This is a genomic window from Fibrobacter sp. UWOV1 (genome assembly GCF_900142495.1).
Lineage (GTDB): Bacteria > Fibrobacterota > Fibrobacteria > Fibrobacterales > Fibrobacteraceae > Fibrobacter.
Genome location: NZ_FRBA01000001.1, coordinates 371,047 through 385,404, shown reverse-complemented (window position 1 = coordinate 385,404; position 14,358 = coordinate 371,047). Strand labels below are relative to the sequence as shown.

Below are 14,358 nucleotides of genomic sequence, written 5' to 3'. Positions count from 1 at the left end.
TCGTTATTTGCTATTTTAGACTTGTGAAGCCCAAAGTACTTATTACCCTTTTTGTGGCCTTGGGGGCAATCTGCTCGTTTGCCCGCGTGGTCGAAGATTCCAGGACACGTTACGTTCTGGATGACGCTGTCGTTGAATCTAGTATTCATCCTTGTGATTCTACCGGTTTGCCTGGGGTTAAATTCAAACCCGAAAATGCGACCTACCTGGAAAAGCATGATATGCCCTTTAGGCATTATTGGGTTGCTTTGCCCACGAACAAGAAACCGTCTGTTTCTGTAACCGATACCAAGACTGTTCCGCTGGGAGCTCCCTTGTGTGCAGAACACCGCGATATTCGTACGGATGCTTCTTGGATATATTCGATTGATGTTTCGGAACCTGTGCTCCGCGATGGTCTTTGGATGACCAACATTCGCGTGCCGCTTTACGTTAAGAACGGCTCGTCGGTTTCGCTGCGTAAGAATTTCCGCTTGAAGGTTCAGTTTAACGGCTCTACTAACGGAGTCAATCCGGGTAAACGAGCCCTTTCCAGAGTGCAGAACCCGGCGGCGGCTTCGCGCTTTGGCGTTTCGAAGGCGAAGGCTATCAAGGCCTTGCGTTCCGAGGCTGCAGACGGTGAATTGCCGACGTTCCTTGCCCGCTTTAGCGTGGGCGACCAGAATGTGGCGACCAATAGCGAAGACGGCCTGTATGCGGTGAGCTATACCACGATTCGTAATGCCTTACCCAACCCCAAGGATTTGGACGGCATTCCGGTAGAATGGATTCGCGTTTACGGTGCATCGCCCGATACGCTGGCCGACATGGCTCCTGGCGCAAGCGATCGCATTCCGAACCAGATTTTTGAAATTCCCATTGAAATTCGCGACCATACGCCCGCATCGGAATACGGTTCTGCGAGCAGCGCCCCCGATAACCTGTTCAATAGCGGCGACTCTATTGTGTTCATTGGCTACGGTAGCGCATTCTGGAAGCGTTGCGACCGCGAAGATCAGTTCTTTGTGAACGGCAAGATGGATTACTTCCATTCTTACTCTCCGTATTCGTTCTACCAGAAGTTCTTGTTGGGCTACAAGCAGACCGGCAAGGGCATGCGCTTTAACCAGACGGTTACGGCTCCTGCGGGTAGCGGCAAGGACATTGCCTGGTTGCGCTATGTGCGTGCCGAAAAAGAAATGGATTTGCGCGATACCTATTTCGGTAAGGAACTGGACTGGGAAAAGGCAACCGGTAAGGAATGGTATTGGCTGTGGCATAGCCGTCTCGAGACCACGACGGTTCCGGCTTCTGAACTTGAAATGAAGACTACCAAACAGTTGCCCGGGCTTGTTCCTGGCGGTAAGCAGTATGTGTCGGCTTCGTATTTCCCACATCGCTCGGTGTGGGCGTCTGCTGCAGTGGTGGACCAAGACCAGCGTGCAAACCTGACGCTTTCGTCTGCCGGGTACAAGCAGCGCATGGATTCTATTTATTTTGCGATGGAAATCAACGGTGTTCGTGTGGAATATACCGACGCCGAACTCTTGCCGGGCGGTAACTTTCGTATCGATAATCCGGGCCTTGTTGAAGACGGGAACCAGTATGTACTTGAAATGTTGCCGTCGCCCAGACAGTTTGACCGCTTTGACGGCTATTCAGTTGCGTACCAGTGGACGCCTGCTGTCGATTCCGCCGAATGGCTTTTGCCGGGCGGTGCGGTTTCGGGCGTTATCAACGTGCCTGTTCCGTCTAACACCAAGGTGCTAAAGTTCTCGAACATGCGACCGGTCGGATTCCTGAAGGCTGCCGGTGGCGTTGCCAAGGACAGCGTTACTCTTGGCGAGGACGTGCGCTACATTGCCGTTAAGGAAAACGTGTTCCGCACGGGCTTGAAGGTCGAGGGTATTGCCAACTATGGCGATGGAGTACTCAAGGATCTTTCGAAGCCTAATTCCAAACTTGAATACCTGATTATTACTCCGGCCGAATTCGTGGACCAGGCGAAAAAACTTGCCGAATTCCGTAACGACGGTTCTTCCGTGGGTACGTTTGCGACCTCGGTGGTGGTGGCCGAAGACATTTACAACCGCTATACGGCTGGCCGCATGTCGCCGGTTGCAATCCGCAACTACATCGCCTACGTCTATTCCGTGTGCCCGAATTTCCGTTACGTGTTGCTTGCTGGCGCCGGCCACTTCGACTACCGCGACATCAACAAGAAATACGGTGTTCCGGTGCTTCCGCCGTTCGAAAAGGAAGATGGCGTGATCGAAGACTTCTTCGGTATTCTCGACTCGGGTGAGGTGGCTCCCTACGGTGTTTACGATTTGGACGTCGCCGTCGGTCGACTTCCGGTGGCGACGGCGGCAGAATTTGCAAACTATGTCGAAAAGGCCAAGGACTACGAAAAGAAAGGCGCCATGGACTATTCCGATTGGCGCTCGACTTTGCTGCATACGGCTGACGATGCCCGTAACAGCGGTATGGATGACGCGACCAAGCATACCATGTATCAAGAAAACCTGGTACGAGCTATTGATAGCATGGCTGTGAAAAAGAAGGAACGTTGGAATTTCAAGAAGATTTACTTGCTCGATTATGCTGAAGATGCGGCTGGCCAAAAGAAAGACGCCGCCGAAGACTTCCTGAATATCTTGAATCAGGGAGCCCTGTTTACCACATACTTTGGACACGGTTCCAAGACTGACTGGGCAAGCGAAGGCCTGCTCAAGCCGAGCTACTTGGTGAAGCTTACGAACAAGGGCCGCTATACGATTCTGGGCTCGTTCTCTTGCACGGTGGGCCGCTTTGACGAAGGTAACGCCCGCTCCCTTTCCGAAGAATTCTTGCTGAAGGCAGATGCCGGTTCTATCGTCTCTATCGGTGCGACGCGTGAAACCTTTGCCGAATACAATTCCAACTTTGGAACAAACCTCTTGCTGAATTCCTTGCGTGAAACCGGAGAAACTATTGGAAGCGCCTTCTTGCAAACCAAGCGCTCTGTCAGCATGAAGTATGAACGCCAGCGATTCAACAACGAACGCTATGTGCTTCTGGGTGAACCGGTGATTCGCATGCCGAGTAGCGAATTCAAGTTTTCTCTGGACACTCCGTTGGATTCTGTCAAGGCGCTTGACCACGTGAAACTTTCAGGTTCCGTGGAAGGCCTTGACAATGGTTACGTGGACTTGATTCTGCGCGAAGGCCGCACAAACAAGAAAATGTCTCTCGAAGTGAGCGATGATTCCGTTGACGTGTTCTACGACGGCGGATTGATTTATTCCGAAAAGGTTCCGGTGAAGGGAGGCCGCTTTGCGACCGACTTCGTGACGCCGCGCAAGATTTCGATTGGCGATACGACGGCTGAATTCAGCGCGTGGGCTTATTCCCCGAATGAAAGCGCCGTGGGCCGTTCTTGGCTCAGGAACCTGGTGATTAGCGGTATTTCGGACTACGCCGATTCCCTGAATGACACGCTCCCGCCTTCTATCCAGATTCAGTCTTGCTACGGCGGCGGTGTAGTGACAGACTTTGCCGATGGTGAAACGGTCAAATTGCAGGCTCCAGCTTGCCTGCAGGTGGTTGTAGAAGATTCCACGGCGCTTGACTTTAGAGAACAGGCTGATGAAGGAATCTCGTTTGAAGTCGTGGGCGTGCAGGAACCGTTCCACCCGTGGCCCTATTTGGAACAGACTTCGAAGCGTGCCAGGGTGCGCATGAACTTTAGCGCAGAACAGTATCCTGCCGGCAAGTACGAATTCAAGGTGTTTGCGAAGGACGTTTTGGACAACATCGCCGTCAAGTCCTTGAATCTTGAAATTACGGACGACATGGAATCTGGCCTTGCCGACGTTTTCAATGTGCCGAACCCGATGGGCAAAAAAGGCACAACCTTCTACTTCAAGAATTTGGCTGTGGATCGCGACAGCAAAGTCGACATCTTTATCTACAACCAGAATGGCAAACTGGTCCGCGTGATCAAGAATGCTGTTTCGGGCGTTACGCACTGGAACGGTCATGACAATCACGGGCGCCTGCTTGCTAACGGTCTGTACCACTACGTGGTTCGCAGCACCGTATCTGCTAACGAAAAGTTTGGCAAGAAAACTTGGACTAAAAAACAAAAACTGTTGATTTCGAGGTAATTATGGATTTGCGTGAAAAGCCTGGTAAAGTTCAGACTTTTTTGGAATTGATGTTGCGTTTTCGTTTGATCGCCTTGGTGGTCATGGTCATTGCGACGGTTTCATTTGTGGCGACCGGCTGGCAAGAAATAGTTTCTTTGCCGCTGGGCTCTTCTGAAGCGCTTGGAATGTGGCTTGCCGAAACAGATACGGCGAAGGGCTTGTGGGAATCTGCCCGCTATATTGGCGTGGCGACGATTGCCTGCGTGGTCATGTTTGTCGTATTTGGCGGAGTCCGCGCGGGCATTGCCTCGGTGGTGTCGGCGATGCTTTCTTTTGCGGCGCTGTATGTACTTGGTGGCGCCGAAAGCATGCCGCTCCCGATGTTTGGAATCCTTGCGCTGGTGGCGGTTGTCATGTTCATTTTCGTGAAACTTTCGGTCGCTTGCGCGCTGTTCCCGTTTGTGCTTTCTTGGCTGTTCTTGAGCGGGATTCTTGAAATTATTTCTTCGAAATTCGATGCCGCGGCAAGCCTCATGTGGGGTGCGCATTCCGCATTCGCTTTTGCTTGTGCGATGGCTTTTGCGGTGGTTGCGGGCAAGCACTTGAGCGAAGGCGCTCCGCAGGCGGGTGCGCTTGTGAAATCGGCAAAGCAGTTGCTTGCGCCGGTAGTGATTGGTTCCTTGCTCTTGGTTGCAGCCATGACTTTTGACATGGGTGAACGCAACTGGGTCTATGCAGCGCTCCAGTTTGTGGCGGTCCTCGTGTGGTTCTTCGTTTTCTTCTTCTCGATTTCGAGTTTTGGTCCGTGGGAACGCTTGCGTGCTGGTAGCCGTCGTGTGGAAATGAAGGACAAGAAGAAAAAGGCTCCAGCTAAAAAGAAGAAGTAATTCGCTTTTGAATGCAGAAAAAAATCCTCGACTTTATGTCGAGGATTTTTTGTAAAAGGAGATCCCGGGTCAAGCCCGGGAAGACAATCTTGAGAAAGTCGCTTAGATTTTTGCGAGTTTCTTCAAAGTTGCAGCCTTGTCGGTCTTTTCCCAGGTGAAGCGAGCGCCCGTGCGGCCGAAGTGACCAAGCGCGGCGGTGGACTGGTAGCCCGGTTTCTTCAGGTCGAGCATCTTCACGATGCCGGCCGGAGAAAGGTCGAAGGTCTTCGCGACGAGAGCTTCGATTTCGCGGTCGCTGATCTTGCCCGTGCCGAAGGTGTTCACGAGAACGGACACCGGCTTACTGTAGCCGATGGCGTAGGCGAGCTGCACTTCGCAACGGTAGGCGAGGTCTGCGGCGACAATGTTCTTTGCCACGTAGCGAGCGGCGTAGGCAGCGCTGCGGTCGACTTTACTCGGGTCCTTGCCGCTGAAGGCACCACCACCGTGGCGGCCCATGCCGCCGTAGGTGTCGACGATAATCTTACGACCGGTGAGGCCGCAGTCACCGTGCGGACCGCCGACCACGAACTTGCCGGTGGGGTTCACGAGGTAACGGGTCTTCTTGTCGAGCAACTTGGCCGGAATCACCTTCTTGATGAGCTTTTCGATGATTTCCTTTTCGATGGTCGAATGCTTGAGTTCCTTGCCGTTCACGAATTCGTCGTGCTGGGTAGAAATCACGACGGTGTCCACGCGTACGGGCTTGTCGTTTTCGTCATATTCAACGGTCACCTGGGACTTGGCATCGGGGCGAAGCCACTTGATCTTGCCCTTTTCGCGGAGGTTCTGGATTTCTTCCATGAGCTTGTGGGCGAGGCTGATTGGGAGCGGCATCAGTTCCTTGGTTTCTTTAACGGCGTAACCGAACATCATGCCCTGGTCACCGGCACCCTGCTTGTCATCTTCCTTACCGTCGGCAGCCTTGGCGTCCACGCCCTGGGCGATGTCGGGGGACTGCTTGTCCATAGCGACGAGCACGGAGCAGCCCTTGTAGTCGAAGGCGAGTTCCGGATTCACGTAACCGATGCCCTTGATAGTCTTGCGGGCGATCTGCTGATAGTCGATGACAGCCTTGGTGGTGATTTCGCCGGAAATCACGACGAGTCCCGTGTTCACGAGCGTTTCGCAAGCGACGCGGCTATTCGGGTCTTGCGCAAGGCAAGCGTCGAGGATAGCGTCAGAAATCTGGTCGCAAACTTTGTCCGGGTGTCCCTTGGACACCGATTCAGAAGTAAAGAGATAATGTGCCATGTAGGCTCCTTAATGTTTTCAGCACCAAAAAGAATGTCGCGTTTTTGAGCATTCCCAAGCGCTGAAAAAACGGGGTTTATGTTTTTCTATGCATAAATGTACAAAAATGCATAAACTCTGACAACTCCAAAACGGATTTTTGAGGCCGAATTGGGTTTTGCGCCTCCTTTTTTGTACATTGGGCACGATTCGCCGAATTGGGAATCTTTTTTATATCCCGGGCAGGGTTATTGCCGTTCCCGAGGGATTTTTGCCCCGTACATTGTTGTTTGCGCCCGTTTTGCTGTGGGCTTTATTCTGTTTCGCGCCCGTGCAGGCTGCCGAGCGTGCTAAAATGCATGCCGTCGAGCGCGCCGAAAAACCGGTGACACTGGATTTCGTGGATACGCCTATCGCCGAGGTGGTGCGCCTGATTTCGCTGGCGTACAAGACCCCCGTGCTGGTGGACGACGCCCTCGATTTGAAGGTGACGTTTCACTTGGATGGCGTGGGCGTGCTGGATGCCCTGACGGCGCTCTGTTCGGCCCACGGGCTTGAATTGGTGCAGCAGGAATCCGTGTTCCATGTGCGGCGCGCGAGGGAGCGCGGCGAGCATGAATTTACCCTGCGCGACACGCTTGTAACGCTGTCGGTCAAGGATAAGGAAGTGGGCGAATTCGTGCGCGAGTTTGCCCTGAATTCCGGCCTGAACATTCTGGCAGCGCCCGGGCTTGAAGGCCGCATTACGGGCGAGCTTCGCTCCATGCCCGCCGAGGCGGCATTTCGCTCTATAATGTCTGTACATGGTTTTCGGGTTTGGCGTGAAGGCGCAATCTTGCGGGTGGAAAGCCCGCGGTTGAGTTCTGCGGGTAAGGCATCAAGCGAAGCGAGCGATAAAATCCGGATTTACAAGGACGGCGACTTGTACAGCGCCGAGGTGAACGATGGCGATTTGGCGCAGGCGCTGAATGTACTTGCGGAAGTTGCGGAATTGAACTTGGCGCTGTACGGCGACATCCGCGAAAGCATGCGGCTTAAATTGCATGCGGTGACGCTTGAATGCTTGATTGAGTCGCTGTTCAAGGGGCGTCGTTACAGCTTTGCGCTTGAGGGCAAGACTTTGTACGTGAGCGAGGGCGGCACGCACAAGGCGCTTTCGGCGAGTAAGCTCTACCCGCTGCGGCATGTCCATAGCGAACGTGCGCTTGCGTACTTGGGCAAGTTTGCGCCCAGCCCGAACTTCGTGGCGACCGAAATCAAGGAACAGAATGCGCTCTTGCTGGGCGGTTCGCATTTTGAAATCCAGATGGCGGTGGATTTGCTCAAGCAGATTGATATTCCGGCGCTGCAGGTGACGCTCTCTTGCATCGTGGTGGAATTCAAGCGCGGGCGTGGCTTCGAAATCGGGCTGCATAGCGGTGCCACGCGTAAGACCGCGGAACGCGATCTTGGCGCGCGAGGCTACTTCGATTTTATGGGCAAGGATTTTTCGGCGGCGGGCGCTTTCGGTAAAATCGGGCTTTTGCCCGACCGCTTTGAACTGGAGCTCGCCTCGCTCGAAGAAAACAATCAGGCCGAGGTCCTCGCGCGCCCGCGCTTGACTACGCTCAACGGCAATAAGGCAGAACTCAATGTAACAAATACCGTCTACTACTTGGTGAGCCAAGTGTCTGCCGATGGTTACCCGATTACAGATTACCGCTCGTTCAACGATGGCATTTCGTTGGAACTCACGCCCTCGGTGACGCAAGAGGGGAGAATCACCTTAGAAGTTTCTCCCGAAATAAAGTCGGCCGGGCGCAGCTCCGGCGATGGCCCGCGCGACATTAGTACCCGAAACTTGAAGACGATGGTGGTGCTTGCCGATGGCGAAACGCTTTGCCTGGGCGGCCTGATTCGCAAGAGTAAATCAGAGGTTCGCTCAGCGGTGCCGTTTCTCGGGAGTATTCCTTTGCTTGGGCGTTTGTTCAGCTACACCTCCGAAGAGGAAGAAGAAAATGAACTTGCCATATTCATCACGCCGCACGTAGAAAAGGCGGGACTATGATTTTGAATATGGCTGGTTTGTTATTGCGTTTGCGGTACACGGGGGCAATTCCGGTGGAGGCGAAACTCTTGACTTGGGAATGCATGACGACCTTTGATGAAATCCCGGCGCAGGCGGAACTGGAACGCATGTTTGAAATGGAATTTCCGCGCACGAGCCGCCGCCTGCAGGAATGTGGTGGCTTTTACCGGATTTGGCATTTGGTCTCCTTCAATTCGTCGGAGGGAAGGCGATCCCGATTCCTGGTGGCGCTTGTCGAAAAGCCCGTTGAAAAAAGAACATTTGAAAAAATAACGTTTGAAAAAATCAGCCGGCGAGTGTTGCCCGGACAGATTTGGCTTTCGGCGGCGGCAGACCAGGCGATTCGCAAGTTGCACGAAAGCGATAACGCCGGCAATTACTTGTGCTACGCTCATGCCGAAGGTCGACTGTTCGTGCTTGTATTCTTTGAAGGCCGCCTTTGCCACTGGTCCGAAGATTTTGTAGGGGGGCATGCAAAAATGGAATTGGCCTTGTCTCGGTTCCGGCGTTTTTTGGAAAGCGATGCGCTGTTTTCGCGGGCGGAGCATTTTCATGAAATCGCTCTGCAAGGCGACTTTACGCAAGGAATTATTTCGCAAGATTTTTCTTCGCAGGCGTTGTTCAAGCGCGCTTCGCGAGATTCTTTTTGGCGCTGGCACGATCTGCGCAAGCCCGAAGTGAAAGCGACGACGGGCGTTGCGGAACTTGTGGGTACAATACTTGGACGCAAGACTTGTTGGCTCTTGATTCTTGCGCTCGCCATGTTGCTTGGTAAATTTGGGGAACTTGGCGCGAAATTGAAAAGCGATTTGCTGTCGAATGTGGCAGATGTTGTGCCACCGGAATTATCGGTGCCGGAAATCTCGATGCTGGAGGTTTTGCCGGATTGGAATGCTGTCGTAGAACTGCCGGAATCGAGTGTTCCGCGGGTGCGTAAGCCGATTTGCCTGCTGCCAGAGGTCTTTTTGAAAGGCGTCGTGGGCGAAGAGATTGCGGTCGTCGCGGTGGCGGGGGAGCCTAAAGAAATTACGGCCGGAGATTCTCTAGGCTCGTTTGAAGTCTTAGCAATTGGTCGCGATCAAATTACATTGGCATGCGGCAATTCTACTGTCGTAAAGAAGGTGGGGGCGCATGGACCTTGATTATGGCTTGGGTAAGCGAGGTGCAGTCCTGCAGCTTGTTCTAGGAATTATTTTGGCGGTGACGCTCTTGCTGACGTCGCTTTTGCAAATGCCGGGAGGCCTGCAGCGTGTGGCGTTGCGGCGTGCCCAAATACAACAGCAGATTTATGATGCGGAATCGGCGCTGATTGCGCACTTGGAAGGCTTTCCCGAGGGCTATTTTGCGCTCCCGAAAGTCGAACGCTCGCGGCTTGGCCCTTGGGCCGATCTGTCGGCAAATTTAGCTGTACCGACGGGCGAGTCGCGCCTTCATGTGCTCGCAGGAATCGCTTGCGACAGCGCCTGCAACATGCTCAAGTCGCCCAAGCTTCGGCATGAAATTTATGAGGGTTTCAAACAACAACTGAATCGTGAAATCATGCTGGTCAAGCCCCCTCTCCAGCTCGAAATCAAGTCCGGCAACCGCCGCGTTTTCGGTCGAGATGCCGGGCGCATTCCCTCGAAGGCTTTACAAGTTCTCGATGGCGATTTAACGCTTGATTTGGAGGGCGAAATTTCATCAGGCCGATTCGTCGCCGACGGTTCAATCGAGATTCGCGGAAGTGCAGACTTCGATACTTTGCGCGTATATGCCCGAGGGCCTGTTTACTTGCGCGAATCGCTCCTGCGGGGGGCTGTCAAAATCAAGTGGCTGGAGGCTTTTAGCGAGGACCGAATCGAGATTTCTCGAGGCGTGGAATTCTCGGGCATAGCCATAGCCCGGCACGAGGTTGCCTTCCCGAATGGGGCGGGCGAAGTTCGAATGCTGTATCCTTCTTTTGTGATGGCGGTTGAATCGGCGAACCTGCCGCTAGACTTAAAACTGGATTCCGTCTTGATTCCCGACTTTATTGACGGTGACTTGAAACCCTTCCAATGGAGCTTGCGGTAGGCTTGTCTTCCCGCACGTAGATGACAATAGCCACTTGCAGCTTTGCTGCTTAGTGGATATGATCCTCGGAACGGGGACGGGATCTCCTCTTCAAACCGAGAACAACGCATTTTAGGAAATGAAAATGAATTATAACTATTACGTCTACATTCTTTTTTTTTGCAAACATCAAAGGAGATCCCGGCTCAAGGCCGGGAAGACAAGGGAAAATGCATGCGTATGATGAAAAGAAAATCTGGTTTCACCTTGATGGAGGTTTGCGTGGCGCTGGCGGTGCTTTCTGCGGGCGTTTTTGTGTTCGGGCGGTACTTGGACGGCTTTAACCGCATCCGGACTCTAGAACGCGCGCAGGCCCGCGCGGTGCTTGAAGCCGCCAATGCGGTAGAGTATTTCATTCAAAATCCGCCGGATTGTCGCGATACTTCGTTTGCGTTCAGCGAGGCGCTTGCCTTCACAATCCAGGTTTCCCTCGAAACGATCCCGGGCCTGAGACAAATCGTCTGGCTGAATGCATCCGTTGTCACGCCTCGTGTGCGGACCGACCCTAAAGCACCTGTTTTTCGGAGGCTTGTGCGATGCGTGCGGTGAGAGGCTTTACCCTGATAGAACTCCTGGTTGCAGTCGTGGCCGCTTCGACTTTGTCGCTTGTGGCACTCCAGGTCTACGGGGCCTACCACAATCTTTACTTGCACCTTTATGGCGACTATCAAAAAGAAACCGCCGCAATCCTTGAGGAACTGCGGCGGATAAATCCTTATTGCTTTGGCGCTAGAATTAAGCGGTAGCCTTTTCTGCCTTGGCTGCGGCCTTTTCTGCCTTGGCTGCGGCCTTTTCAGCAGCGCGAGCCTTGTGCATTTCGAAGAGGTTTCCGATGTAGTGCATGAAGGATAGCACGCTCACCGAGAGGAAACCGACGGAATAGAGGGCGAGGAACGGTCCGATAATGAACTTCTGCGCACCGATGTATTCCAAAAGACCGAAGATGCAGTAGATGCCGACGCCGAGTTCAACAACTGCCTGCCACGGGAACTTCTGGGCGTAGTGGCTCTTGGCCTTCTTCTTGGAGCCGCCGCTCTTCGGGGTGCGGACAAAGCTGCCCTTGGCACCGATTATGGCAGAGAACACGGCGCGGGAGTTGCTCACTGCAATGCCGACACCGAGAGCCATGAGGATCGGGAGGCTGAGCAGGCGGATCTTCCAACCGGTGTAGCCGGAGCAGCGCTGTGCCACAAAGTAAAGAACAGAAGGTGCGATTGCGGCGAGGAAGATAAAGCTGAAACCGACGGTGTAGGCCCAGGTCGGCAGGTGCGCGACCGGTTCAAAGAAGGCGAGCAACGGCCAAGCACAGAGGGCGGTAAACAACATGCAAGGGTGAATGGAGTAGTGCGTCGTGTGGAGGATAGCGCCAATCTTTACGCGGAGAGGAACCTTGGCCTTGAGCACGCGCGGCAAAATCTTGATAGCGGTCTGGATAGAACCCTTTGCCCAGCGGAACTGCTGTGCCTTGAAGGCGTTGATGTCGTTGGGGAGTTCGGCCGGAACAATCACGTCGAACACGAACTTCATCTTCCAACCGGCGAGCTGGCTGCGGTAAGAAAGGTCCATGTCTTCGGTCAGGGTGTCGCCTTCCCAGCCGCCACCGCCGTAGATGGCCTGCTTGCGCCACACGCCGGCGGTACCGTTGAAGTTCATGAAGAGCTTACCCCAGCTGCGTGCCGACTGTTCCACCACGAAGTGGCCGTCGATACCGATAGACTGAGCGAGAGTAAGACCGGATTCGGTGCGGTTCAAGTGGCCCCAGCGACCCTGGACCAGACCAATCTGATCGTCCATCACCAGGTAGGGGATCGTCTTGAGTAGGAAGTCCTTCTCGGGCACGAAGTCAGCGTCGAAAATGGCGAGGAATTCGCCCTTGGCCACTTCCATGGCTTCTTTAAGGGCGCCGGCCTTGAATTCGGAGCGGTTCGTGCGGTGAATCAGCTTGATGTCGTAACCCTTGGCGGCGAGTTCTGCAACTTTTTTCTTGGCAACTTCGTAGCATTCGTCGGTAGAGTCGTCGAGAACCTGAATTTCGTGCTTGTTCTTGGGGTAGTCGATAGCGCAGACGGCTTCGAGCAGACGTTCGACACAGTTGGCTTCGTTAAAGACAGGGAGCTGGGTGGTCACCTGCGGCAACTCGTCCATAGAATGTTCGCGGTAGAACTGCAGAATCTTTTTGCGGTCGGAAAGACGTGTGGTGCGGCTGTTCTTCAAGAACAGGTAGATGCTATAGTAACAGCTAAAACCGTAGATGACAAGCCCGATGCCCGCGATAACGTAGACAACGAACATGATGTCGAGTAGGATTGTACTGATTGCCATAAAACCGTATAACCTATATGTAAAACCTTTTGCTCCATTCGGAACTTGCGGCCAAATATAGAAACCTGCACGGAAGTTTGCTACATTGTGGCAGAGATTTTATTGAAAAATTTATCAAATATAAGTGGCCAGTGACTGTAAAAAACGAAAAACATGCTCTTGAAAAGTGGATGGATGCCCAAAAAGGGAATCCAGGCTTCGAAATTGCGCTCAGAAAGCTAATTTCGTTCGCCTGTTCGGAGTGGTACAGACGTGAAAATTTAGTTACGATAGCCCCCGAAGAAGCTCTTGCCCGGGTGCTAGCGGCGAATCTGTCCGACTACCCCCTGGGAATGTGGTTGGACTCGCCTGCGAGGTTTGCCCCCGAAATTGCCGATTTTTGTGAGAGGACCAAGGTGGAACCCCTGCCGGAAACCCTGAAAGGTGGGGTACCGACGCTGTTGGACCTGCGCGGGGTCGTTTGTCCGAACAATGCCATGCGTAGTCGTCTGGTGATGTCCGGGCTCCCTGATGGGGCGGAACTGGAAATCTACCTGGACGAAGGGTCGCCTATCGAGAATGTGCCTGGAGCCCTAGTCGCCGATGGCCATATTGTCAAAAAAAGGCAAAAAAAAGAGGGCTTTTGGTCGATTTCTGTGGTCAAAAGGGCTTCAAGAGTGTAGATTATATATATAATGGAAAACAGGATACTGATTATAGGCGATGAACTTTTGGGAGAACAGGGCGAGGCTGCCAACCGCTTTGCCGAAATACTTCTCTGTCGCGAAGCCAACAGACCTGTCCAGTTTTCTATAAACGCGCCTGCCCCCCAGACATTGCAACAACTTTATGACCGAGCCTCGGCCGACATTATCGGCAAAAAGGCGGGGCGGATTATAGTTGGCCTTGGACTCAAGGAACTCAAGCGCGGTGGCAAGGACTACATGGGCGTCTTTACCGCCTACGAAACGCTTGCGAACGAAATCTTGAGCAAGACGCTTGTGCCCATTCATTTTTTGACCATTCCCGAAGACATGTTCCCGGCGGCGCCCTCCCAGCTGACGGCGTTGAACGACTGCATTCGCGGACTGCAGCAGAAAGATGAAAAACGGGTGAAAATTTTGGATTTTGCCGCCTATGTGGCGGATTTCAAGGAAAAACAGCTGGAACGCGGCAAGTTCGGTCGTAGCCTTTATACCGAAGAAGGCAACCCGACTTCTATATGCAATACGTTTATGGCGTTGTTCCTGTACGACTTTATAAAAAGAGAATTAAAATAAAGGAAGGTAAACATGAGCTTGACAGACGATCATTTCGCACGCAAGATTGCAGCCCAGAGCAAGGCCTGGGAAGATACCAGTGACGCTCCCAAGAAGGAACGCAAGCGTGAACCCGCAGAACCCAAGATGGGTATTTGCGACAAGTGCAAGAAAGAAGCTTTGCTTCGCCCGTACCGCTTTAAGGAAACGAGCGTAAGTAACGGGGCGGCAAGCTTTGGAACGGTGACTAAGCATCTTTGCGAAGACTGCGCACCCAAGTCTCGCGCCCAGAAGGATGCCGAAGTGCCGCAGCTCGACAAGAAGCAGCTGAAGAACCTGATGCGTTCTGCTCGCAAAGCCCTAAGATAACC

General features: G+C 53.3%; 12 protein-coding genes. 10 read left to right on the top strand and 2 right to left on the bottom strand.

Translation table 11 applies throughout. The features are described 5' to 3' along the window. Positions 1–23: 23 nt before the first annotated feature. Positions 24–4,127 carry a C25 family cysteine peptidase gene (locus BUC02_RS01645; protein WP_073317742.1) on the top strand — a complete coding sequence of 1,368 codons (4,104 nt, stop codon included), beginning with the start codon at positions 24–26 and terminating at the stop codon, positions 4,125–4,127. 2 nt (positions 4,128–4,129) lie between these two features. Beyond that, entirely contained in the window at positions 4,130–4,996 is an 867-nt protein-coding gene (locus tag BUC02_RS01640) for a hypothetical protein (RefSeq protein ID WP_073317739.1), read from the top strand. 102 nt (positions 4,997–5,098) lie between these two features. Here BUC02_RS01640 and metK read toward each other — a convergent pair whose 3' ends face one another. Then, positions 5,099–6,289: a methionine adenosyltransferase gene (metK, locus tag BUC02_RS01635; protein ID WP_073317737.1), complete on the bottom strand. Its 1,191-nt coding sequence runs from the start codon at positions 6,287–6,289 to the stop codon at positions 5,099–5,101. A 250-nt stretch (positions 6,290–6,539) separates the two neighbouring features. Here metK and BUC02_RS01630 point away from each other — a divergent pair, with 250 nt between their 5' ends. The 5 genes from BUC02_RS01630 (at position 6,540) to BUC02_RS01610 (ending at position 11,173) form a co-directional block, all read left to right on the top strand. Further along, the gene (locus BUC02_RS01630) at positions 6,540–8,315 is read left to right on the top strand and encodes a type II and III secretion system protein (protein WP_139260963.1); all 1,776 of its coding nucleotides are present in this window, start codon (positions 6,540–6,542) and stop codon (positions 8,313–8,315) included. After that, a complete protein-coding gene (locus tag BUC02_RS01625; RefSeq protein WP_073317731.1) occupies positions 8,312–9,478 on the top strand; it encodes a hypothetical protein in 1,167 nt (388 codons plus the stop codon). The genes BUC02_RS01630 and BUC02_RS01625 overlap by 4 nt, the downstream gene beginning before the upstream one ends. Continuing rightward, positions 9,468–10,388 carry a hypothetical protein gene (locus BUC02_RS01620; protein ID WP_073317728.1) on the top strand — a complete coding sequence of 307 codons (921 nt, stop codon included), beginning with the start codon at positions 9,468–9,470 and terminating at the stop codon, positions 10,386–10,388. The genes BUC02_RS01625 and BUC02_RS01620 overlap by 11 nt, the downstream gene beginning before the upstream one ends. A 219-nt stretch (positions 10,389–10,607) precedes the next feature. Continuing rightward, positions 10,608–10,976: a type II secretion system protein gene (locus BUC02_RS01615; RefSeq protein WP_217653058.1), complete on the top strand. Its 369-nt coding sequence runs from the start codon at positions 10,608–10,610 to the stop codon at positions 10,974–10,976. Further along, positions 10,964–11,173: a PilW family protein gene (locus tag BUC02_RS01610; RefSeq protein WP_073055610.1), complete on the top strand. Its 210-nt coding sequence runs from the start codon at positions 10,964–10,966 to the stop codon at positions 11,171–11,173. Before BUC02_RS01615 ends, BUC02_RS01610 begins: the two co-directional genes overlap by 13 nt. Here BUC02_RS01610 and BUC02_RS01605 read toward each other — a convergent pair. After that, positions 11,163–12,749 (bottom strand): glycosyltransferase, encoded by a 1,587-nt coding sequence (locus tag BUC02_RS01605; RefSeq protein ID WP_254794052.1) that lies wholly within the window; start codon positions 12,747–12,749, stop codon positions 11,163–11,165. The two genes, BUC02_RS01610 and BUC02_RS01605, sit on opposite strands and share 11 nt — an antisense overlap. Before the next feature lie 29 nt (positions 12,750–12,778). On the opposite strand from BUC02_RS01605, the gene BUC02_RS01600 reads away from it, so the two are divergent. Genes BUC02_RS01600 through BUC02_RS01590 form a run of 3 tightly spaced genes read left to right on the top strand, consistent with a single transcriptional unit; the run spans position 12,779 to position 14,356 of the window. After that, positions 12,779–13,411, top strand: a complete 633-nt coding sequence (locus BUC02_RS01600; protein ID WP_254794050.1) for a sulfurtransferase TusA family protein — start codon at positions 12,779–12,781, stop codon at positions 13,409–13,411. 12 nt (positions 13,412–13,423) lie between these two features. After that, positions 13,424–14,008: a hypothetical protein gene (locus tag BUC02_RS01595; RefSeq protein WP_073055598.1), complete on the top strand. Its 585-nt coding sequence runs from the start codon at positions 13,424–13,426 to the stop codon at positions 14,006–14,008. 12 nt (positions 14,009–14,020) lie between these two features. Next, the gene (locus tag BUC02_RS01590) at positions 14,021–14,356 is read left to right on the top strand and encodes a hypothetical protein (protein ID WP_073055596.1); all 336 of its coding nucleotides are present in this window, start codon (positions 14,021–14,023) and stop codon (positions 14,354–14,356) included. Positions 14,357–14,358 lie beyond the last annotated feature (2 nt).